Source organism: Micromonospora sp. WMMD1274, from assembly GCF_049179035.1.
GTDB lineage: Bacteria > Actinomycetota > Actinomycetes > Mycobacteriales > Micromonosporaceae > Micromonospora > Micromonospora tulbaghiae.
On record NZ_JBMHMG010000001.1, the window covers coordinates 3351073 to 3372933 of the forward strand.

The window sequence follows — 21861 nt, forward strand, 5'->3', positions numbered from 1 at the left end:
AACGATAGCGGGAGGGTCTGTCAGCGGCTTTTGCCTCGTGTGGTCGCCGAGACGCGCTCTGAGCTGGGCTGTTAGACGCTCGGGGCGTGTTGCGGGCGGTGCAGGCGGGTGGTCTGTCAGACCGGCCGGATCTGACAGGGGCGCGAGGTGTCTGACAGAGACTCCCTGTGCAGGTCACCGCCGAGGACTCATCGTTGCTGGCGGTGACCTGCCCCTGTTAGGTCATGGTTCGGGTGGTGTCAGTCGTCGTCGGGGTGGGTGAAGCGGTGGGGGTTGGTGGCGGGGTTGTCGGGGCCGTGGTCGCTGGGCAGTTCGTGCAACCAGCGGCGCAGGCCCGGCTCGGTGGTCAGGGTCCAGGCCGGTCCGGCGGGGTGTTCGTCGTGGACGCCGGTGGCTACCGGCATGGCGGTGGGAACGCCGGCCAGGGCGCGTAGGAGGTTGTCCTCGCGGCGGCGGCTGCGTACCCGCAGCAGGACCGGGTAGCGGGGTCCGAACTGGGCGAGGCGTTCGTAGGCGCGCAGCTTGCGCAGCACCCGGTTGAGGTTCTCGGTGTTGTTGTCGTGTTCGAGGAAGAACCCGACACTGCGCTCGCCGACGGTCCAGACGCCGTGGGCGTCGGGGCGGATGTCGGCGGCGGCGTAGGCGGCGGTGGCGTGCTGTTCGGACCACCACCGCTGCAGGCGGGCGTTCGGGTCGGTGTGGGTGTAGGCGTACAGGTCGACGAAGAGTTGGTTGACGCCGAGCAGGTGGCGCAGCTTGGCGCTGCCGATGATGCGTTCGGTGCGTTCGATGCTGCTGCGCGGTGGGCGGGCGGTGGGCCGGTCGGGGTCGGTGTAGGCGGTGGGGTGCAGCACGGCGCCGAGCGGTCCGAGGGCGTAGAGGTACTGCTGGGTGCCGGTGGTGACGTCCACGAAGCGGGTGACCGCGCCGATGTGGCGCAGGGTTGCCAGGCGCAGCAGGGCCGAGCGTCGGGAGGTGAACAGCGCGGTGGTGATCTGGTCGGTGGACAGCAGGTAGTGCTCGGCGAGCCAGCTGAGCAGGGTGCGGTCGCGCAGGGTTAGCCGCCTCAGGTGCTCCAGGCGCTCCGGTCGCGACGGCGGACGTGTAGGCGGCGGGGATGAGTCGGGTGAGCTTCGCGGATTGGATTCGCGGGAGTCGGGGCAGGTCGGGTCGTCGGATTCGGCTGACATGATGGGTTTTCCCTTCAGGGGACAGTGGAGGACCCCTCTGTGGGAGGGGTGTCTGGATTCGGCGGTGACTGAGGCGGCGGGCGCTCAGGGCTGGTGTGCGGCGCTGACAGATGTATTCGGGGGATCTGTCAGCTGCGGTTCGCGCTTCGGTGGTGAACGGGAGGCGAAGGGCCCGGCGAAGGGGCGGTGAAGCCCCGCACCGATGGCGGTGACAGATACGCCGGACTCGCTACCGTCTCGGTTTTGCCGTCGGGAAGGGCGCGTCAGCGCTTGCCTCTGGTACCCCTGCCGTCTGTGGCTGGGGTGTCACCTACGGGTTTGGACAGGCGGTCGGCCAGGGCGTCGATGGCGGTGCTGTCCTGCGGGTCCACAGTTCGCGCGGCGCGTTCGCGGATCGCGGTGGCTTCGCCGACGACCGGCTGGGGCGGGCGGGTTTTGAGGGTGAATGCTGGTGTCTGCCGGCCGTCGACGACCAGGCGCGTCGCGGCGGTGTAGGCGTCGAGGTGGGTCAGGTCGTGCTCGTCGAGTTCCGGCAGGGTGTGGCGGGCCAACACGCGGGCGTCCTCCGGCGCGCACGAGAAGTAGATCTTGTTGCGGGCGTTGGCGGAGACGGCGGCCAGGAGGTCCTTGGGGAACTGGGCGAGGTCCTGGTGGGCGAGGACCATGGACAGCCGGTACTTGCGGGCTTCGGCGAGCATCGTGTCCAGGCTGTTGGCGAGGGTGAGGAAGTTCTGCGCCTCGTCGATGATCAGGGTGGCGTCTCGGCGCTGGTCGGGGGCGACGCGGGCGCGGGCGGTGGCGGCCTGCCACACCTGTGCCAGGATCAGGGAACCCAGCAGCTTGCTGGTGTCCTCCCCGAGCTGGCCCTTGGGGATGCGCACGAGCAGTGCCCCTCCGTCGAGGACCTTGCCCATGTCGAAGCTCGACTGGGGGTAGCGCATGGTGCGTTTGACGAAGTCGCGCAGCAGGAACGCGCGCAGCCGCGCGAGGACGGGTCCGATGACCTGGGAGCGCAGGGCGGGGTTGAGTTCGTCGTACCACTGCCAGAACCCGGAGAGGCCCGCCGGGTCGTCGAGGTCGACGGTCATCGCCGAGCGGAACTGCGCCGAGTTGAGCAGCGGCGGGATGTGTTGCAGGGTGACGTTGGCGTGACGTAGCAGGGTCAGGCAGGCCACGCGCATGACGTCGTCCATCCGCGGTCCCCACGCCTTGGCGAAGATGTTGCCGAAGATCGACACGATGTTGTCCACGACGAGGTCGGGGTCGGTGCCGGACAGCGGATTGATCGTCGGCGGGTTGGGCTGGTCGGGATCGAAGAGCACCACCCGGTCGGCGACCGATGCCGGGAGCCGGTCGAGGATGTCCAAGACCAAGTCGCCGTGCGGATCGATGACGACGGTGCCGCGGCCGGCCTTGATGTCGTCGACGGCCATGTTCACCAGCAGGGTCGTCTTGCCCGAGCCGGTGGATCCGACGACGTGCAGGTGGTAGCGGGCGTCGGGCACCGACAGGGCGATGCCGTGGCCGCCGACCTGCGCGTCACCGATCATCTTCGTGCCGCGCCCGCCGGTGGGTACGGCGACGGGGCTGGGCATGGACTTCGCGCGTGCCCGGTCCAGGCCGGGCACAGCCAGGTCGCGAGGCAGCGCGGCGAGCGCGGCCAGTTCCGGGGTGCAGGTGAGGAACCCGACGCCGAGGCGCCGTTGGGCGAGAACGGCAGCCGGCTGCGGCATACGGGTGCGGTGGGCGAGGCGGTTGCGGCCTGAGTACACCGCGAAGGCCGCGGCGATGGTGTCGGCGACGCCCCGCAGCCGGGGGCGCTGGTCGGTGTCGGCGCGTCGGCTGTCCTTGCCGACGCCGTAGCGCACCGCGGTCTCCCACAGCGGGTGGGAGGTCTTGTCGAGGATGGCCCGCACATCGCGTTCGATGCCGGGATCTCGTCGGCTTGCCCGCGCAGGCTGCCCGGGGCTGGAGGCGCGCCCGGGTAGGAACGCCTCGATGAGCCACAGCAGCGGCGCGGCCGGGTTGATATTCGGCAGGGCGGTTCTGCCGTCGCGTAGTCGCGTCGCGGCGCGTCGGGCGCGCAGCGCGCGGCGGCCGGTGGCGGGGCGGGCGAGGATCTGCACGCAGGCGTGCTCGTCGGCGCGCAGCCCAGACCCGGCCGATATTAGGGCGCGCAGCGGGTCGTTGTCGTGGTCGGTGGCGAAGGGCAGCCATTCGGCGGCGGTGGGCAGCAGGTGCCCGCCCACCGCGGTCGTGTCGGCGGGAATCGGTGGGTCGGGGTTGTCGTCGGTGGTGCAGGCGGCGCCGGGCCAGGCGGCGCGCACGGCGGCTTCGACGGCGCCGGGTGGGACGGTGCCCGGCACCCACACGCTGATCAGCAGCCGCCGACCTGTCCAGACGTACTGCCAGGCCACGTGGGGGCTGCCGTAGAGCAGCCGGCGGTGTCGGGACGTGGTGAGGATTCCGGTGAGGTTGGCCCACAGCGCCGGCGCGCTGTGCGGGTCGACCTCGGGTGGCGGGGCGATGGTGATGAGCCGGGCGCCGTCGGCGTGCCGGCGGTGCCGCCACAAGGCGAGGAGGTTACGGCCGGCGACGTGGGTGATCAGAATGGTCGCGGCGACGGCGAGCAGCCAGGGCCGTTGCACGGCCCAGGCGGCGGCGTCGAGCAGCCACCGCGCGGGGTCGGTCGCCGTGGTGGGCACGTCGGTCTCTGGCAGGGACGGGGGCGAGGTGGTGAGGGGCGGTGTCATAGGTCGTCTCCTTCGGTGTCGAGGTCGACCAGGTCACTCGGGCGGGTGGTGCAGAGGTGGTGCTCGGCGTCGGAGGCGACGGCGTCGAAACTGGTCCGGTTGGTCCCGGAGATCAGCAGGCCGGTGCCGACCCGGGCGGCGAGCAGCAGCCGCCGCTCGCCGGCGGTGAGACCGAACGCGTCGCCGACGGCGTCAATGGCCTGCGGCGCCTGTTTGAGCAGCACCTGGGTCGCGGCGTTGGCGACGACGGCTTGGCCGAGGTCGGTGCCGAGGACGTCGGCGACGTCCTGGGTGATCACGGCCAGGCCGGCGTGGCGTTTGCGGGCGGCCTTGGACATGCGAAGCAGGAACCGTGCGCCCTCGCCGTCGCGCATCAGCAGCCACGCCTCGTCGACCACGACGAGGCGTCGTGCCGGTGACCGGCTGGGGGCGTCGACCTGCCGCCAGATCGCGTCGAGGGCGAGGAGGGTGCCGACGGCGCGCAGTTCGTCGGGCAGGTGCCGCAGCGACCACACCACCAGGTGCCCGTCGGGACGGGTGGTGGTGGGGCCCTCGAACAGGTGCGAGAACGAGCCGTGTACCCATGGGGCGAGGCGTGCGGCGAGCTGCCGCGCGGCCGGGTCCTCGTCGGCGCGCAGGCAGGCTTCGAGGTCGCGCAGCAGCGGCGCGGGCCGGTGATGGGTGGCCGGGTCGGCGGTGATCCCGGCGTGGCGGTAGGCGGCGAGGATCGCCCGGTCCAGCGCCGCACGCTCGGCCGGGGGTGGCTGCTGGCCGAGTAGAACCGCGATGAGGGTGTGCAGGAACAGCCCGCGGCGGGTGAGGACGTCGGGTCGGCGGTCACCGGTGGGCAGGTCCAGGGGGTTGATCTTGACGCCAGCCACACCGAGGCGCACCGCGGTGCCGCCGACGGCGTCGGCGAGGCGCAGGTACTCGTCTTCGGGGTCGATGACGGCGACCTGGACCTGCTGGTAGAGGTTGCGCAGGATCTCCAGCTTGACGAAGTAGGACTTCCCGGCGCCGGAGCGGGCCAGGACCACGGAGTTGTGGTTTTCCTGCGCCCAGCGGTCCCACCACACGATGCCCTGCGAGTCGGGGTTGACCCCGTAGAGCACCCCACCGTCGGCGGGTGGCTCGCCCGGCAGTGGGGCCGGCAGGTCCGCCGAGGCGAGGGGAAACGCGGCGGCCAGGGCGGCGGTGTCCATGGTGCGGCGCATCCGCAGGCTGTCGGTGGCCAGCGGCAGGGTGGTCGTCCACCCGGCCAGGTGCCGCCACGTCGCCGGCTGCACTTCGATGAGGGTCGACGCGGCGGCGGCTTTGACCTGCGCGCAGGCTTGCAGCAGTTCGTCCTCGGTGCGGGCGTGTACGGTCAGGTACAGCCCGACGCGGAACAGTTTCGCCGCGCCGCGGGCGAGCCGGTTGGCCAGGTCCGCGGCGTCCTCAGCCGCTGCCTCCACCATCGGGTCGGCCAGCTTGCCGCGCTCGGCGTCGGCCCGCCGGGATGATTCGTAGCGGGCCCGCTGGTTGCGCAGCCGCGTGGCGGCGACCGGCGCGGGCAGCGGATCGATGTGCAGGGCGAGGTCGAGACGACCAGGCCAGGACAGCAGAGGCTCCAGCCAGGCCGGGCCGACCTCGGCGGGGTAGCCGGTCACCACCAGCGTGGCGGCGTAGCCGTCGCCGACGCGCAGCATCCGCGGGGTCACCTCCACCGAGGCGGGGGCGACGGTCGCGGCCAGCCGGTGAGGCTTCCGCCGGTCGTCGTGCTCGCCGAGCGGGGTACGAGAGCGCAGTTTCATGGGTGTTGTCTCCTTGCGGGTCGATGCCCTGGTCGCGGCTTGAGCGAGGTGATGACGGCGTCCGGTGCGGCAAGACTGCCGGGCCGGTGCGGCCGGTAGGGGTCGGCGGCGGCGGCGATCGCTGAGGTCACCGCCGCCCCGTCCAGGGCGCGGGTGGTGACGCCGAGGCCGGACAGCGCGCGAACGGTGTCATCGGCGCGGCGCCTCGCGGCGTGCTCGCCCCGCTCCCCGTCGCTGGTGCGGGTGACGATGAGGACCTGCCGGCGCAGCGGATCCCGACGCTCGGCCAGGTCGTTCAGGAACCGCGCGTGGTCGGCCGCCGCGTCCGCCAGCGCCGGATGTTCGAGGTGCTCTCCGGCTTTGGCGAGAGTGCGGGCGGCGGAGCGCAGGTCTACCGGCTGCGCGGACACCACGATCTGCGTCGGGGTGGACAGGCTGTTGAGCCAGCGGCCGAACGTGTCGATCAGCGCGGCTTGCTCGTCAGCGGTGCGCAGCGCCAGGTTCACGTTCGACGCGGCGACCATCGCCGCCCGCCCGCCCCCAAGAGAGATCTCGCCGCCGTCGTCGATCGCGTCGGCGGGCAGCCGCAGTGGCGCTGGCAGCATCACCGCGCTATTCGGTGCTTGCACCCAGTGCGGCGTCGTTGAGGTCGTGTCCGTCGTCGACAACGCGCGAGGCGCCCGCGCGTGGCGCACGGCGGCGAGCAGCCACACATCCAGCGGCAGCCCGTCGCGGCGGCCCACGGCGATGCCGAACGCGAGACCGCCCATCACCACGGCGGCGCCGACGAGCACGGGCACCGGCACCACCTGGTGCAGGGCCCGCCACGCCCCGTAGAAGGCCAAGGCGGCGACAGAGAGAATCGCCAGTTGCCGGAACGTCAGCCCGTAGGCGACCGTGTCGGGGGCGTCGACGTCGGCGGGGATACGAGTTCTATAGGACTCCGTTGCCGAGTTCTTCGTTGGGTTCATCGGTGGTTACGCATCCTTTCCACCGGTAGGCGGGTGATCAGTTGCCGGTGTCGGGCACGGCCGAGATGGCCGGGCCGGATCGCGTCGTGAGAGGCGGGCCGTTCGACACCGAGCCGCGTGGATTCGCCCGGTTCGACATGCGTCGCGACGCAGAACGCCGGGCTTCTGGTCCGGTTGCCGTCACGGCGAGGTCGACGCGAGCATCGGAGTGAAGGTGTCCCAGCTGACGAGCTGGCTCGACTCATCGACACGCTGCTTGAGCAGCGTCGACGACATGAACGACCTGCCGGATCGACTGATGACCGCGGAGGGGGCCATCTGCATCTGGTCGCGAGGCCGCGTGAGAAGGACCGTCGACATCAGCGCTCACCCGACTCGGTACGGTGCGGTCGTGGGCGCTCATCGGCTCACCGCTCGCAGTCCGCGACCCAGGCCGGGAATCGCGCGGGTGGCCTGCTGCACGACGACCACCCGCACCGCCGCGCCGATCATGTTCGCGCCCCGACCGTTGCCGGTGGAGACGAGGCGCCTCATCATCGCGGGCACCCGCAAGGTGGTCCAGAGCATGACCATCACCACGAACAGGTTGATCACCCCGCCCGGGTCCACCGGCAGCCCGAGCACGGGCAGCAGGTTGTCCGGGTCGGTGAGCATCCACTGCCCGGCGTAGAGGGTGAAGCCCTGCACGATCGGCACCGCGAGGGTCCCGGCGTACGCCTTCCACCACAGCCGGGCGATCGCGTCGGTATGCGGCAGGGCGTGACAGGCCAGCGCGAGAGGCGCGAACGCGGTCAGGACCAGTACGGTCGCGAAGCGCACGATCACGCTGAACGCGGTGGCCGCCAGCAGGACCGCGATGATGGCCACGCAGATCACAAACAGCAGCACCGCGGTCTTGTCCTGTCCCGCGCTGATGTGGGTCTTGATCGCCCGCAGCGCGCCGTCGCTGTCCCCGTCGCCGGTGGTGAGCGCACCGGTCAGGGCGTTAGCGAGGCCGATGAGCATGCCGCACCACAGCTGTGAGAAATGCGCGGCGACGAACCCCACGATCAGCCTCGGCGCGAGGTCCTTGATCGTGTAACGGGAGGTTTCGCTGCCGCCGGCGGTCATGGTGAGCACACCGGCGGCCAGGAAGGCCAGGACGAAGACGGTGTCGACGACGAAGACCGAACGGCCGGTCAGAGCCTGCACCTGGGGCAGGGCGGTGACGTCCGGGGTGATCAGCAGCGCGCTGCTGATCACCCCGATCAGCGCGTCCAGGGTCGCGAGGATCGCCGCCGCCAGCCAGTCGAGAATTTGGTTCAGCACGTAGCCCATGACGGCATCAGCCTCCGACGATGCCCTTGGCGATCTGCAGCAGGATCGGCGCCAGCACGGCGAGGGCGTAGCCGATCAACGCGTTGCGGAACGTGCTCTTCGCCTTCTCGACCTGGGCGGTGTCACCGCCGGCCGTGGCCCAGTAGACACCGGACAGGACAAGGAACAGGGTCGCGATCGCGAAGAGAATTCCCATCAGCCAGGCCTGCAGATTCGCGATGACGACCGGCAGGGAATTCGCCGCCAGCAGCGGCGCGCCGCTGTCGGCGTACGCGGCGGCGGGCACAGAAAGCACCAGCAGCACCTGCCCGGTGACGGCGGTGACGCGGCCGGTTACGCGGACCGCGCGGGAATGGGTGAGGGCACGAAGTCGTGCCGGGATGCGGGACATGAGCGGGTTCACCTCCGGCCCCGCGTCGGCTGACGGCGGGGCGGTAGTCGGCGGTCAGTGGTGGACCGCCGCCGAAGGGGCGCAGACGCGCACAGCGCCACGAACACGGGCCGTCTCCGGGAGGAGCACGTCCTCCCTTGTCGGGTAGCGATGTTCGATGAGGTGTCAGCGCACCAAACTGCGCGGCACCCGGAGACGTCCGGTACGTGGGGCGGTCACGAACTCGGCCCCTTCGGCGGCGGACGGAAGCCCTCGCATGCGCGGCCAATGAAGGCCCTGCTGGGGAACTTCCGCACCCTCAAAACGGGTCTTGTCAGCTCTGGCGAACGCCCCTCGGGTCTGACACCGGTCTGACAGGCCCTTTTCGGTTCTGACACCGATCTGACGGGACCTCTGACAGGACGATCAACGGGACCGCGCGGCGGAGCGCACTCGCCATACGAAAAGCGCGACGTCGCACAGGGCAGCACGCCCAGCTCACGTGGGGCTGCGGCCTCCAGCCACCGGCGTAGCTCACGATGAACGTCGGCGTCGGCGCCGGCGCCGGTGGGTCGCGACATACGGGAGCGTCCGAGCGGTGCCGCACCAGCATGGCCACCAATGGGGGCGGGCCCGACCAGGAGGTCGGGCCCGCGCGGATCCTGGTGCTTAGGCGGCCAGCCGGGCCGGCTCTTCGGGTGTCGGGTCGGTGCTGGTGGCGACCGCGGTGCGGGTCCGTTGCCGGTGTGAGGCGTTCGCGGCCAGTTCGGCGGCGGCCTGCGGGGATGCCACACCGGTGAGCAGTCCGTTGGCCAGCGCCCGTGCGATGCGCTCGTCGATGCGCCGCAGCCGCATCCGTAGGGCGTCGACGGTGATGCCCATGGCCGCGGCGATCGGCTCGATCGCCCTACGGCCCAGCCTCAGGTCGATGTAGGGCTGCTCGTCGCAGGCATCCAGCAGACCCAGCTGGACCGCCCGCTGCACCAGCAGGTCGGGATGGCCGTAGGGAACGCTAGGGGTGCGAGGTCCCACTATGCGTTCCACATCGTCGATGGGCACCGCCTCACCGACGCTTTGGCGTAGCTCGAATCCGGCCCGCCACGCAGCCATGCACAACGACGCGTACGGCGCCGGCTGGGACAGATCCACTCGGTCGCGCAACGCCGCCAGGAACCCGGTGAGGATCTCCGAGTCGATGTCATGAGCATCGCCGGACCATCCGACGCGCAGCTGCCCTGCGCAGCGGCGCAGGGCCGGCAGGGCCATTCCCGCCGCCGCCACCACCCACGTGGGCCCGTCCAGGCGCGCCCGTAGGATCAACTCACGCCACACGGCGGCGCGAGCCTTGTAGGCGTGCGGATGCGCCAACAGCCAGTCGCGCAGCGCCGACAGAGTCATGTCCCCCCGCGGCAGACCGGTGCCGACGCCGCACCTGTCAAGATCGAATGTCATCGGATCGGGCTCGCAGGTCAACGCCACGAAGGCCGCGTCGAGGGCGTCCAGCGGCGAGTGGGGCCAAGCAGTGTCAGACGAAGCCATCTCCACAACTCCATGTCAACGAAGGAAGTCGATGACACGTCGGTGCGTGTCATCGCCGCGAATGCGGTGACAGCGATTGCGCCACGACGACCTCACAGACCTCTGACACCGCAGCTCAGCGCAATCTGCGCCGCTATGCACCGGCGTCTGACACGATCTGACAACGACCAGCGCACCAGGACCGCCGCGATCTGACAGAGCGCACTGACCTGCGGATTCACCGATGCCGGCCCGCTTTCGCGCCACCAGACGCGGGGGCGCGACACCCAACCGGCGCGCAGCCTCACAACACGGTCGCCCGGTCTGACAGGTACGACTGTCAGACTCACAGCGGCACCGGATGCCAGGCTCCTGTCACCACGGCAGGAGACCGGACAGACGATCCGCGCGACGCACTTCGGCGTCGTCCGACACGGCGCGATGACCGTGACAGACAGGCCCCGGCGCAGGAGCGCGGTGTCGACAACCGTCCCCGCGATGCGTCTGGAGCGTCGCTGTGACAGACACGGCGGCACTCTGACAGCACCGCGGCGATCACGGTGTCACCGCCGCCGGTGGCTCACCCGCCAATGCCTGTCGTCACGCTCGACGGCGGACAGCCGCGTCTCTGTCCGTCCCAGCGAAAGTCCAGCGGCGAGGACGCGCGCCGAGGCTGTCAGACCATCAGAGGTCGCTGTCAGAGTGCTGTCACACCTGGGGGCGTTCGCCAGAGCTGACAAAACCCGATTTGAGGGTGTCAGCGCACTACATGCGCGGCGCGGAGCCGACATCCACATGAGCGAGCACACGCCGCAGCACCACAACGACCCTATCCACCCGCTCGGCCCGCCCGCGGCCGACCCGACCCTGATCGACCTGATCGCCGGCGACCCGCCCGTGCCGGTCACCGTGTGGCGCACCACCCACAGCGCGGCCGACGCCGGGCGCAGCATCGGCGCCCGCCTGGCCTACCGGCTCATCGCCGCCTACACCCGCCCCGGCGAGACCGTTGTCGACCTCACCGCCGACCACGCCCTGACTACTGTCAGCGCGGCGGGCAACCGGCGGCACCACCCGGGCTGGTTCACCGACGCGTCCAGCCTGATCATCGGACCGGCCACGCCCGCGGCCCACCCCGACCCCGCCGCGCTCGGCGAGGACGGCGACAACCTGCCGGACATCACCGCGTGGTTCGGTGACGACCTCACCGACCCCGACCTGACCACCGAACCTGCCACCACCGTCGCCGGGCACGCGTCCCTCACCGGGGCGACGAGCCTGGTCGTGGCCTGCTGGCCGCTGAACCCCGACGACGCCACCAACCGGATCCGGCTGGCGTGGCTGCTGACCGCGTGCGCGCGGCTGCTGCGCCCCGGCGGCTGCCTCGTCCTCGTCGTCACCGTGCCCACCGCCGCAGCCGGCGCGCCGGAGGACTTCACCCCAGTGGCCACCGCCGCCGCGCAGGTGGGCCTGGGCTACCTGCAGCACATCGTCGCCGTCGCCGCAGACACCGGCGGCGACGCGTTCGTCTACCACGTCACCGACGAGGAACTGTTCACCCTGGCCCACCCGCAGTGGGTGGCGCACCTGCGGGTCCACGCGGACCTGCTGGTGTTCTCCCCCACCGCGCCGCGACAGCAGCGCCGGGACGGCGGTGAGCGCCGTGGCTGAGCACACCCCATTCCCCACCGACCCGCACCAGCCTATTAGGGACACCGCCCAGAGCCAGGACAGGCAGCGCGGCGCGGCTCAGCCGGAAGTCCTATCGGTGTGGGCGACCGCCCAGCGCACCGGACCGGTGCAGCGCCGCGGCCGGTACGTCCCGGAGTCGGTCAAGCATCCGGCCAGGATGCTCCCGGCGATCGCCGCCCACGCCGTAAACGCCTACACCCGCCCCGGCGACCTCGTTCTCGACCCCATGTGCGGGATCGGCACCACCCTCGTCGAGGCCATCCACGCCGGCCGCGACGCCATCGGCGTGGAGTACGAGCCGCGCTGGTCCAACATCGCCGACGCCAACATCACACACGCCCACCGCCAAGGCGCTGCGGGGCGGGCGTCGGTGGTCCGCGGCGACGCCACCCGCCTGTCCGCTCTCCTGCCCACCGCCCTGGCGGGACAGGTGTCTCTGGTGGTCACCTCTCCGCCGTACGGGCCGACCGTGCACGGACTGGTCCGACCCGGCGAGGACGGGGTGGCGAAGTTCGACAACGCCTACAACGACGGCACCGACCGCGGCAACCTCGCCTACCGCGACCTCACCGGCCTCGCCGACGGGTTCGAGCAGATCCTGCGCGGCTGCGCGGGGCTGCTGCGACCCGGCGGCACCGTCGTGGTGACCGCCCGGCCGTGGCGCGAGAACGGGCAGCTAGTCGACCTGCCCAGCGCCGTGATCGCCGCCGGCGTCCGCGCCGGCCTGATGCCCACCGAACGGTGCGTCGCGCTCCTCGCGGCGGTGCGCGACGGGCAGCTCGTCGCCCGACCGTCGTTCTTCCAGCTCCAGGCCGTGCGCAAGGCCCGCGCCGGCGGCACCCCGCTGCACCTGATCACGCACGAGGACGTGCTGATCTTCCGCCGCCCGCTGGCGGTGGACCACTGGGGTTCAGGAATCCTGAACGCCGGCGAGGGCGGGGTGATCGCGTGAGCGCACCCGCCCACCGATACTTGAGCCTCGGCGCCGGAGTCCAGAGCTCCACCCTGCTACTGCTCGCTGCGCGCGGACAGGTCCCCACCTTCGACGCGGCGATCTTCGCCGACACCGGATGGGAACCCGCTCCGGTCTACGCCCACCTGCGACGGCTGGAGGAGCTCGCCGCCCGATCGGGGATTCCGGTCGTGCGGGTCGCGGCGGGCGACATCCGCCGCGACGCCCTCGACCCGGCCCACCGCTTCGCCTCGATGCCTCTATTCACCCTGGGACCCAACGGCGAGCGGGGTATGGCACGCCGGCAGTGCACGGGCGAGTACAAGATCAAACCAATCAAGGTGGAGGTGCGGCGCCGCCTCGGCTACCCGCACCCCGCCCGGGTCCCCGCCGGTGCGGTCGCCGAGATGGCGATCGGGATCAGCCTCGACGAGATCGGCCGGGCCCGCGACGCCGACGTCGCCTACATGCGCAACACCTTCCCGCTTCTCGACCTCGGCTGGCGGCGCCAAGGACTGCCTGGGCTTTCTAGCCGCGCACGGGTGGCGGACACCCCACGCAGCGCGTGCGTCGGCTGCCCGTTCCGCACCGACGCGGAGTGGATGCGGCTGCGCCGCGACGACCCGACCGGGTGGACGGACGCGGTGGCGTTCGACGCGGCGATCCGCCACGGGTCGGCGCGGGCCAACGCCGCCGGACAGCCGTTGCGGGGCCAGTTCTTCCTGCACCGCCAGCGCGTCCCCCTCGACCAGGTCACCCTTCGCCCGAGGACTGAGGCGGGGATGGATGTGCCGGGGTGCGGGCCGTGGACCTGCCCGCACACCGACCCACCGATCGACGCGGCGGCGACGCCGGGACGGGAGGTGCGCCATTGAGCAGCACCTTCCGCCCCGGATCGGGTCGGTCTGCACCGGCTACGGCGGCCTCGACATGGCCGTCGAGCTGGTGCTCGGCGGCCAGCTCACCTGGTACGCCGAAACCGACCGACACGCCGCCGCCGTCTGCGCCCACCACTGGCCCGGCGTGCCGAACCTCGGCGACATCCGCGCCGTCGACTGGAGCAGCGTCGCACCCGTCGACATCCTCACCGCCGGCTTCCCCTGTCAGGACATCAGCAACGCCGGCAAGCGCGCCGGAATCACCGGAGCGCACTCCAGCCTGTGGAGCGCTGTCGCCGACGCCGTTCGCGCGCTTCGACCGCCGCTCGTCTTCGTGGAGAACGTCGCCGCGCTCCTCCGACGCGGCTTCGACGTCGTCGAAGCCGACCTGGCCGCGCTCGGGTACGACACGAGCTGGACGTGCCTACGCGCATCCGACATCGGCGCCGCCCACCGCCGCGACCGGCTGTTCCTGCTGGCCACACCCGCCCAGCGGTGGACAGGGGGTGCGGACGTTGCCGACGCCGTGCGCCCGTGACGGCAAAGGCCCTGGCTACGAGTACGGGCTGCCCGACCTGATCGAACCGTCCGGCACCCGCCACGGCCTGCTGCCCACCCCGACGGCGGTGGCGTACGGGTCGAACAAGTCCCCGTCGGCGGGAGCGGCCCGCCGGCCCGGCCTGGCCGGCGTCGCCGGGCAGCTCCTGCCCACCCCGACGGTGGCCGACAGCCGATCCTCAGCCAACGTCACCGCCGGCCGCGTCACCCCGATCGATCACCAGGGCCGGACGCTGACCGACGCCACCCGGCTACTGCCCACCCCGCGGGCCAGCGACACCGGCACCCCCGGACGCAAGGCGGGGGCCGGCTTCCGGCCCCCGCTATCGCAGGTACTGCTGCCCACCCCGCGCGCCACCGACGGGGCGAAAGGCTGCCCCGGCCAACGCGGCAGCCACGGCGACCTCACCCTCCCGTCGGCGGCGGTGCGGGTACCCGCCCGCACCCTGCCCACCCCCCGCGCGTCCGACGCCCACGGACCCGGACGCCACGGCGACGGCGGCGCGGACCTGCGCACCACCATCGCCGGCCTCGGTCACCTCGACCAGGACCGGTGGGGCGGCTACGCCACCGCCGTCGCCCGCTGGGAGCTGCTGCTCGGCCGGGCGGCGCCCGAGCCCACGCAGACCGGGCAACACGGCAAACCCGTGCTCGCCCCGCCGTTCGTGGAATGGCTCATGGGCCTCAACGACGGCCACGTCACCGACCCCGTGTTGGGGCTGCCACGCACCCTCGCTCTGCGGGTCCTCGGCAACGGCGTCGTCCCCCAGCAGGCCGCAGCCGCGCTACGGGTGCTGCTATGCCCTCACCGCTGGCAGGTGCCGACGTGAGCGGCGGTCTGCGCGACCAGCGGCCAGACGGCCTGACCGGTTACGAGTACCACCGGGCCGGTCCGGTCACCCTCTACCTCGGCGACGCGCGGCGGGTCCTCGCGGCCATGCCCGACGCGTCCGTCGACGCGGTCGTGACCTCACCACCCTTCTGGTCACTGCGCGACTACGGCACCGGGCGTTGGGTCGGCGGTGATCCCGGCTGCCTCCACGCCGCGACGCAAAGGCTCCTCAACGGCGCACCTTGCGGTCGCTGCCCGGCGGTGTGGAGCGACCCGCAGTACGGCCTGGAGGCCACCGTCGAGCAGTACGTCGACCGGCTGGTCGGCGTGTTCGACGAGGTCCGCCGCGTGCTGTCCCCTACCGGCACCTGCTGGCTCAACTTGGGAGACAGCTACAGCGCGCCAGGTCGGCGCGCTGAACAGACCCTTGGCGTCAATCCGGTCCCCGGCAGCGCGTCGACGCTGCCGGTGAAGAACCTCATCGGAGTGCCCTGGCGGGTCGCCTTCGCCCTGCAAGCCTCGGGCTGGTGGCTGCGCAACGCCGTCATCTGGTCCAAGACCAACCCCATGCCGGAGTCGGTCCGCGACCGGCTGTCCACCACCTACGAACTGCTGTTCCTGCTCACCACGTCACCGACCTACTACTTCGACCTCGACCCGATTCGCCTGCCGCTGGCCCGGCCCGAAGCCGTAGACGGCACGCGGATCATTGGTGGCGCCCGGAAGGGCGCCACGGGCGGCGTCGGAGCCACCGCCCGCCGGCGTGGTGCCACCGCCTACGGCGGCAATACGCCACCGACACCGCAACCGAACCGCGTGCGGCTGCGGGCAACCTCAAGCCGCTCGGGCACGCCCACACCGCCGCGCACCCGCGGGGCCGCAACCCCGGGGACGTGTGGCGCATCGCGACTCGCCCCTACCGCGGCTCCCACGTCGCCCCTTTCCCCATCGACCTTCCCCTGCGGGCCATCGCCGCCGGTTGTCCACCCGGTGGCGTGGTCCTAGACCCGTTCTCCGGTGCCGGCACCACCGGCCTGGCCGCCGTTCGACTCGGCCGGCGCTACATCGGCGTCGACATCGCCGAGGGGTTCCACGACGAGGCGATCACTCGGCTGGGCCCTGACCTTTCCGGGGGCGCCGGATGAGCCTTCGGCTCGTGCCGGTGACCTTCGCCCAGGCGGCGGATTTCATCGGCGACTGGCACCGCCACCACCGCCCACCCCAGGGACACAAGTTCTCCCTGGGCATCGCCGAGCACGAGGTGCTCGTCGGGGTGGCGGTGGTAGGCCGGCCCGTAGCCCGGCTGCTCGACGACGGGCACACCCTCGAAGTCACCCGCGTCGCCGTCGCCGACGCCATCCCCAACGGCTGCAGCATGCTCTACGCCGCCGCATGGCGGGCAGCTAAGGCACTCGGCTACCGCCGCCTAGTCACCTACACCCAGCACGGCGAATCCGGTGCGAGCCTGCGCGCGGCCGGCTGGCGCGTCATCGCCACACGCCCCCCGACCGCCGGCTGGTCGCGCCCCGCGCGGCCCCGCGCCGACCACGGCGTCGACCACATCGCCCGCCTGCGCTGGCAGCCAATCCCCTAACCCGCAGCGCACCGCCTCGGGCAGGGGTGGACGCCAGTGACGCGCGGACGACCACCCCTGCCCGTCCTACGACCCATGGAGCAACCATGCGTTCCCGTCCCGCACACCCCCTAGCCGCCTTCACATCTACCGCACCCCCGACCAGGACAGTCGCCTTCCGGGTGCCGGTCGCCGCCCGCGTGAACCACGAGGACGACGAAACCGACATCGGCGTGTTCGAGAACCTCCTCGAAGAGGCACTCGACAGCACCATCCACTTCGACGGCTGCCCCGACGGACACACCCTCACACCGCCAGGACCCGCCGACCCGTACACCGAACGCCGCCTCCGCGTGGTGGCGGCCGACGCGCGCGTCACCGTCACCAGTCGCGGTAGCGACCTGACCGGTGATCCCACCAAAACTCTCACGGCTCGTCTCAAGAGCCTGCGGGATCACGGCCTGCGACTGCTGGAAGCGCCCACCTTGTGGCACGACAGAGAGTCGGTCCCCGACGAGCAGGTCCTGCTCAACCCCGACCACCCCGACCACGACGTTCCCGGCGACAACGTGCTCGACGACAGCGACATCGAGGAAGACGACGCCCTCGCCCACTGCGTCGTGTTCCTCGGCGGACTGGACCTGCTCGCAGCAGACGACCGCCGCGGGGGCGAGGAGCCGGGCTACGACCGCGAGGACGACCCCGCCGACCACACCTACCGACGCAGCGGTTTTACCCGGCGAGACGAACCCCGGCCGTGACAGGCGATGCCGTCTACCCCGACAACGCCCTGCGCCAGCCCCCACCCGCTCACACCTCCCGACAGAAACCGCCGCGCCCCGACCCGCGATCCCACGCCGCCGAGTGTCAAAGCCAGGCAGTGGCGGTCCAAGCGGACACAAACCGGCCGCCGCCGCCCTGGCCGCCGAGGTCCGCGTCCGAGACCGCACCATCCGAAGGCCAGCGCGGCGGCTGCGGTACGCCGCCGAGAGCCTGTGCCAGTCGGCCGACGGCATTCACCTGAACGATGTCCCGCCACAACCTGCCGCGATTGCTGTCCTGGCCCGACCAGGTCAGCCAGACCGGCGACACCTGACCCGCGGGCAGGCCCTGACCCCGTGCGGGCGTGCGCCGCGCCGGCGCGGCAGCGCGCCGTGCCATGCCGTTGGCCTATCCCAACCCGGCCGGCGGCTTCTCTCACCCCACGTCCTCGAAAGGACCGCACTGCCATGACCAAGCCCAACCACAACCTCACCGACCACCCCAGCCCAAGGAGCGGGCAGCCCGACACCGCCGCCTGGACCGTCGAGCGGATCCGCGCCCTCGGCCTGATCACCGACATCGCCACGGCGGCGCAAATCTTCGGCCTGTCCCGCGCCGCCGCCTACGAACTCGCCAAACGTGACCAGTTCCCGGTCGCCGTCCTGCGCTTCGGCAGCCGCTACCGCGTACCGGTCGCGGCGATCCTGCACGCCCTGCACCTGCCCACCGACGACGAGCAACCACCCGACCCACCCCCGGCGCCGGCGACTTGACCTGTCCGCCGAAGGCACGCGTCGATCACCTGGAACGAAATCCGCAGCCACCGGCTGCCCCATAACCCCGAGGAGCCACAGCACCATGGCGGAAGGATCCATCCACAAAATCTGCACCTGCCGCGACCCCGACGGTAAGAAACTCGGCCCACGGTGCCCCCAGCTCCGCCGCGCCGGAGGGGCATGGAACTCCCACCACGGCAAGTGGGGATACCAACTCGAACTGCCGAGAAGGATCGACGGCTCCCGTCGGTCCCCGCTACGCCGCCACACCTTCGACAGCCGTGACGACGCCGCCAAGGACCGCAGCCAGGCCATCGCGCTGCTGGCGCTCGCCGGCGACGACACCGCTCTCGCAACCGAGATCGCCGACCTGCTCCAGCAGGTCAAGGCCGGCGCCCCAATGCCCGACCGCGACACCATCGCCAAGCGGGTCAACGCCGGCCTCCCCGCCAGCGTCGACATGACCGTCGGCACCTACCTGCGGCAGTGGCTGGAGTCCCGCCGCAACATCGAGCCGAGCACCAAACGCCACTACGGCTGCCACATCCGGGTGCACCTCATCCCGCACCTCGGCGACATCCCCCTGGTGAAGCTGCGGGTCGAGCACATCTCGGCGATGTTCACCGCGATCACCGACCGCAACGCCGCCATCGAGATCGCCCGGCACAATGAGGACCCGCAGATCCGCGCCACCGTCCGAGGGATACGGACCACCAGCCCGGCGACCATGCAGCGTATCCGTGCCACCCTGCGCAAGGCACTCAACGACGCGATGGCACGGACCAACAACCGGCTGATCGACTTCAACCCGGCCAAGCATGTCGAACTGCCTTCGGCGAAGCAGCCTAAGCCCCGAGTGTGGACGGACAAGGCCGTCGCGCGGTGGCGCGAGACCGGGGAGAAGCCCAGCCCGGTCATGGTATGGACCCCGGATCAGGCCGGAGTCTTCCTCGACTACGCCCAGGATCACGACATCGCCCTCTACCCGGTGTTCGTGGGCATCATGCACCGCGGGATGCGCCGCGGCGAGGCACTCGGCCTGCGTGACACCACCGTCGACCTCGACGGTGCCCTGGTGACCGTCGACCTGCAGCGCACCACCGTCGGCTACGAGGCGGTCGACAAGAAGGTCAAGTCCGAGTCCGGTAACTGCACGTTCGCGCTGGACAGCTTCACCGCCGCCGCCTGGCGCGCCTACCTCGCCCGCCGGGCCCGCTGGCAGCTCGTCAGCGGCAGCAAGTGGCCGGACACCGGGTGGTTCTTCGTTCAGCCCAACGGCGACAAGTGGCACCCGGACACCGTCAGCAAGCGTTTCGACAGCCTCGTACGCGACGCTGGACTGCCCCCGGTCCGGCTGCACGACCTGCGGCACTGCGCCGCGACGTACCTGAAAGCCTCCGGCGCCGACCTCACCGACGTCAAGGAACTCCTCGGGCACTCCACCATCACCATCACCAGCAACACTTACACCTCCGTCATCGTCGAACTCGAAGTGGAACGGGACAAAGCGGAGGCCGCCGCCGCGCTAGTTCCCCGCCGCCTACGCCCACGGGCCGCCTGACCGGCACGATCAGCTGACACGACATCCCGTCCTCGACCCGGTCCCCGCACAGCTGACCCGCGGGATCGCTACGCCACACCACGCCCTCGGTCGGGCTGTGACCCATGGCCAGTGCCGGATGCGTCCGACCACCGCAAGGCCGACCGCATCCGGCTCGCCACAGGGGCAGAAGGGCCGACGCCACACCTGAAGCCAGACCACGCTTACCCGTCCAGCTCCGCACGGCCCGCGGGGTGGCTCGTTGTCGCTCGCCGTCTTGGCTGGTGCGAAAGGCCGATGCGGTCCCAATCCCGGCGCACGCTTCGTGCCTCCACGGCGAGCATCAGCAGCTCGCAGCAGGTGGCCCACGCCTACCGGCTCGCGCGGCATCACGCGGATCGAGGTGGTCACCGAAGGCCTGTTGAACCGCAACTGGCGCGCCACCACGACAACCGACGAGAGGGCGATCACAGGTCCTCCACGTCGACTCCGCCGTAGCCCGCCAACAGCACCGCGCCACCGTGGCCCCGGCGCGCCTCAACCTGCCCGCACCCGTACCGTCACCACTGGCGACGACACGGTGGCCGTCGTCGGCGGCGCTGTCGGCGCGGTCCTGCCCGGGCCTGGGCGGTGTCGACCCCTGCTACGGCCAGCGCGGCAGCGCGAGTCGTGAACCCACCAGTCGGCGCCCACATCAACCACCAGCGCTGCCCAGCCGCGCAGGCGAGCCACCCTGATCACCTGGTGGAGGCACTTACATCACGGCGCGGACACCAGCCGGACCAGAAGACGGTTCATCCGGGGCGTAGGCAAGCGACGCGCACGGTGAGATCGACATTCGCACGGCCGGTCACGACCACTTCAGCGCCGACCGTCACCGCGACACGTCGCCCATCGAGACCAGACGCCAACGCGTTCACCGCATTCGATAGACATCGACTGGATGAACGCCTATATTCGCAGGTCAGGAGCTATTCTTTGGTGGGCCGCCGGGGGCTCGAACCCCGAACCTACTGATTAAAAGTCAGCAGCTCTACCGATTGAGCTAGCGGCCCGCTGCGCCCCAAGGCTACCCGAGGTCCTGCCGAGAAGGCACCCGGCTTACCTGCCACGTGCCTCAAGCTGTTGCGGGGCGAGCAGGGCCCGGGGCGACGGCGCGCATCCCGGGATGGGTGCCGTTCGCGTCGAGTCCGCGCTACGGACGTCTGGCAGCGGTCGCCTGACCAGCTCGCGCCTTGCTGCGCTACACGTCTCGACTACCTCAGCTGCTCGCAGGCGTACGAGCCGCCAACCTCAGCCGGCGGTGATCTGGAGGTCCCAGCCGGGCAGTTCGTCCTCTTCATTGGGGACGAGGCTTATGCCGAACCAGTCCGGGCCGGGTCGGCCTGCCTGCTCCCAATGATTCAGCCAGGTCCGCAGGGCGGCCAGGGAGGGAGAGTCGGCGGTGTCGGCGAGGATGGTGCCGTCGGCCAGGATGATGGCCGCGGTGCTCGCGGTGGTGTGCCCGATGCCGCGTCTGCCGTCGTCGAGGGCAACGAAGCTGCGTTGTGATCCGCCGACGATGACGGAGTAGGCGGTCCACGACAGCCAGTCCAGAGGCGCGCGTTGGTAGGTCTCGGTGTGACCAGGGCGCCGCAGGAGGTTGAGGGCCGCGCGAGCGCCGGTGTGGTGCGGGTCGTCGTGCTCGCGCCAGCCGATGGATACCCATGCCGGTTGGGGGTGGCCGGTGTGGTGATCGACCCAGCGGCCTGGGAGTGTCAGGGCGTCGTCGACGGCGGTGGCGGTGCTCTGGGCGTAGCCGCCGAAGGTGACCGTTTCGACGTGTGGTTGTCCCGCGCTCAGGGTGATGGTGGCGATCAGTGTGGTACACGGCTGTTCGGCGATGGGCAGGCAGGCCACGATCCGGCCGTCCGGGGTGAGTTGTTCCACCCACGCTCGGGGCAGCCGTGGGGGCGCGCACCAGGCCGCGATGCGCTGGTATGGGGCGTGCGGCGGGTAGCCGTTCAGGCCGTCGGCGGTGTGGCAGGTGATTGTGGTGACGCCGCGTCGCTGGTGCAGACGGGTCGCCCACCCGACGAGGTCCTCGCTGATGTCGACGCTCGTCACGCGCCCCGACGCCCCAGCTCGGATGGCGAGCAGCGCCCCGGAGTATCCGGTGCCGGTGCCGATCTCCAGCACCTGGTCGCCTTCGCGCACGCAAGGGCGAGCACGTCGCGATGGATGGCTTCCGCCGCAGAGCGGTGCAGTGTCTCCCCGCGTTCCTCGTTGTGGACGTACATCTGCTCGGGAACGCTGGCGAGCAGCGGGTCGGTAGCGGTCACAACACTCCTTCGGCGCGGCGGACAGTGGTGACGGCTGAGCCATGGGATGAGCAGCAAGCTGCGGC

21 protein-coding genes and 1 tRNA gene are annotated in these 21861 nt (G+C 71.2%); 11 read left to right on the top strand and 11 right to left on the bottom strand.

All coding sequences use genetic code 11. The annotated features are described in order from the left end of the window. Window positions 1–239: 239 nt before the first annotated feature. The 8 genes from ACN27D_RS15750 to ACN27D_RS15785 all read right to left on the bottom strand — a co-directional run bounded on the left by ACN27D_RS15750 (window position 240) and on the right by ACN27D_RS15785 (window position 9933). A complete protein-coding gene (locus tag ACN27D_RS15750; protein ID WP_358170952.1) occupies window positions 240–1190 on the bottom strand; it encodes a replication-relaxation family protein in 951 nt (316 codons plus the stop codon). A gap of 263 nt (window positions 1191–1453) precedes the next feature. Beyond that, a complete protein-coding gene (locus tag ACN27D_RS15755) occupies window positions 1454–3943 on the bottom strand; it encodes a helicase HerA domain-containing protein (RefSeq protein ID WP_358170954.1) in 2490 nt (829 codons plus the stop codon). Further along, window positions 3940–5736: a VirB4 family type IV secretion system protein gene (locus ACN27D_RS15760; protein ID WP_421499380.1), complete on the bottom strand. Its 1797-nt coding sequence runs from the start codon at window positions 5734–5736 to the stop codon at window positions 3940–3942. The genes ACN27D_RS15755 and ACN27D_RS15760 overlap by 4 nt, the downstream gene beginning before the upstream one ends. Beyond that, window positions 5733–6707: a PrgI family protein gene (locus tag ACN27D_RS15765; RefSeq protein WP_421499381.1), complete on the bottom strand. Its 975-nt coding sequence runs from the start codon at window positions 6705–6707 to the stop codon at window positions 5733–5735. Before ACN27D_RS15765 ends, ACN27D_RS15760 begins: the two co-directional genes overlap by 4 nt. Window positions 6708–6887: 180 nt before the next feature. Then, a complete protein-coding gene (locus ACN27D_RS15770) occupies window positions 6888–7067 on the bottom strand; it encodes a hypothetical protein (RefSeq protein WP_358170956.1) in 180 nt (59 codons plus the stop codon). Window positions 7068–7106: 39 nt separating this feature from the next. Continuing rightward, window positions 7107–8024 carry a hypothetical protein gene (locus tag ACN27D_RS15775; RefSeq protein ID WP_358170957.1) on the bottom strand — a complete coding sequence of 306 codons (918 nt, stop codon included), beginning with the start codon at window positions 8022–8024 and terminating at the stop codon, window positions 7107–7109. Window positions 8025–8031: 7 nt separating this feature from the next. After that, window positions 8032–8415, bottom strand: coding sequence for a pilin (locus ACN27D_RS15780; protein ID WP_358170958.1), 384 nt, complete (start codon window positions 8413–8415; stop codon window positions 8032–8034). Window positions 8416–9063: 648 nt separating this feature from the next. Next, complete coding sequence (locus tag ACN27D_RS15785) at window positions 9064–9933, bottom strand: hypothetical protein (RefSeq protein ID WP_421499382.1); 870 nt, start codon at window positions 9931–9933, stop codon at window positions 9064–9066. Between the two features lie 774 nt (window positions 9934–10707). On the opposite strand from ACN27D_RS15785, the gene ACN27D_RS15790 reads away from it, so the two are divergent. The 9 genes from ACN27D_RS15790 to ACN27D_RS15830 all read left to right on the top strand — a co-directional run bounded on the left by ACN27D_RS15790 (window position 10708) and on the right by ACN27D_RS15830 (window position 17158). Then, on the top strand, window positions 10708–11583 hold the full coding sequence (locus ACN27D_RS15790) for a hypothetical protein (protein ID WP_358170960.1): 876 nt from the start codon (window positions 10708–10710) through the stop codon (window positions 11581–11583). A 34-nt stretch (window positions 11584–11617) separates the two neighbouring features. Further along, window positions 11618–12556 carry a TRM11 family SAM-dependent methyltransferase gene (locus tag ACN27D_RS15795; RefSeq protein WP_358171376.1) on the top strand — a complete coding sequence of 313 codons (939 nt, stop codon included), beginning with the start codon at window positions 11618–11620 and terminating at the stop codon, window positions 12554–12556. After that, on the top strand, window positions 12553–13431 hold the full coding sequence (locus ACN27D_RS15800; protein ID WP_358170961.1) for a hypothetical protein: 879 nt from the start codon (window positions 12553–12555) through the stop codon (window positions 13429–13431). Before ACN27D_RS15795 ends, ACN27D_RS15800 begins: the two co-directional genes overlap by 4 nt. Window positions 13432–13450: 19 nt before the next feature. Beyond that, window positions 13451–13972, top strand: a complete 522-nt coding sequence (locus ACN27D_RS15805; protein ID WP_358171378.1) for a DNA cytosine methyltransferase — start codon at window positions 13451–13453, stop codon at window positions 13970–13972. Next, window positions 13941–14822, top strand: coding sequence for a hypothetical protein (locus tag ACN27D_RS15810; protein WP_421499383.1), 882 nt, complete (start codon window positions 13941–13943; stop codon window positions 14820–14822). Before ACN27D_RS15805 ends, ACN27D_RS15810 begins: the two co-directional genes overlap by 32 nt. Further along, window positions 14819–15829 (top strand): DNA-methyltransferase, encoded by a 1011-nt coding sequence (locus tag ACN27D_RS15815; protein WP_358170963.1) that lies wholly within the window; start codon window positions 14819–14821, stop codon window positions 15827–15829. Before ACN27D_RS15810 ends, ACN27D_RS15815 begins: the two co-directional genes overlap by 4 nt. After that, window positions 15718–15969 (top strand): site-specific DNA-methyltransferase, encoded by a 252-nt coding sequence (locus tag ACN27D_RS15820; RefSeq protein ID WP_358170964.1) that lies wholly within the window; start codon window positions 15718–15720, stop codon window positions 15967–15969. The genes ACN27D_RS15815 and ACN27D_RS15820 overlap by 112 nt, the downstream gene beginning before the upstream one ends. Beyond that, window positions 15966–16418, top strand: coding sequence for an XF1762 family protein (locus ACN27D_RS15825; RefSeq protein ID WP_358170966.1), 453 nt, complete (start codon window positions 15966–15968; stop codon window positions 16416–16418). Before ACN27D_RS15820 ends, ACN27D_RS15825 begins: the two co-directional genes overlap by 4 nt. Window positions 16419–16579: 161 nt before the next feature. Then, a complete protein-coding gene (locus ACN27D_RS15830) occupies window positions 16580–17158 on the top strand; it encodes a hypothetical protein (protein WP_358170967.1) in 579 nt (192 codons plus the stop codon). 106 nt (window positions 17159–17264) lie between these two features. Here ACN27D_RS15830 and ACN27D_RS15835 read toward each other — a convergent pair whose 3' ends face one another. Then, window positions 17265–17558: a hypothetical protein gene (locus ACN27D_RS15835; RefSeq protein WP_421499384.1), complete on the bottom strand. Its 294-nt coding sequence runs from the start codon at window positions 17556–17558 to the stop codon at window positions 17265–17267. A 68-nt stretch (window positions 17559–17626) separates the two neighbouring features. Between ACN27D_RS15835 and ACN27D_RS15840 the strand changes: the two genes are divergently transcribed. Beyond that, window positions 17627–17932 (top strand): helix-turn-helix domain-containing protein, encoded by a 306-nt coding sequence (locus ACN27D_RS15840; RefSeq protein WP_421499385.1) that lies wholly within the window; start codon window positions 17627–17629, stop codon window positions 17930–17932. 85 nt (window positions 17933–18017) lie between these two features. Then, window positions 18018–19496, top strand: a complete 1479-nt coding sequence (locus ACN27D_RS15845) for a site-specific integrase (protein WP_421499386.1) — start codon at window positions 18018–18020, stop codon at window positions 19494–19496. A gap of 958 nt (window positions 19497–20454) precedes the next feature. On the opposite strand, the gene ACN27D_RS15850 is transcribed toward ACN27D_RS15845, so the two are convergent. Together ACN27D_RS15850 and ACN27D_RS15855 are read right to left on the bottom strand one after the other, a co-directional pair. Next, a tRNA-Lys gene (locus ACN27D_RS15850) sits at window positions 20455–20530 on the bottom strand. Between the two features lie 238 nt (window positions 20531–20768). Further along, window positions 20769–21671: a protein-L-isoaspartate O-methyltransferase family protein gene (locus ACN27D_RS15855; protein WP_421499387.1), complete on the bottom strand. Its 903-nt coding sequence runs from the start codon at window positions 21669–21671 to the stop codon at window positions 20769–20771. Window positions 21672–21861: the final 190 nt, after the last annotated feature.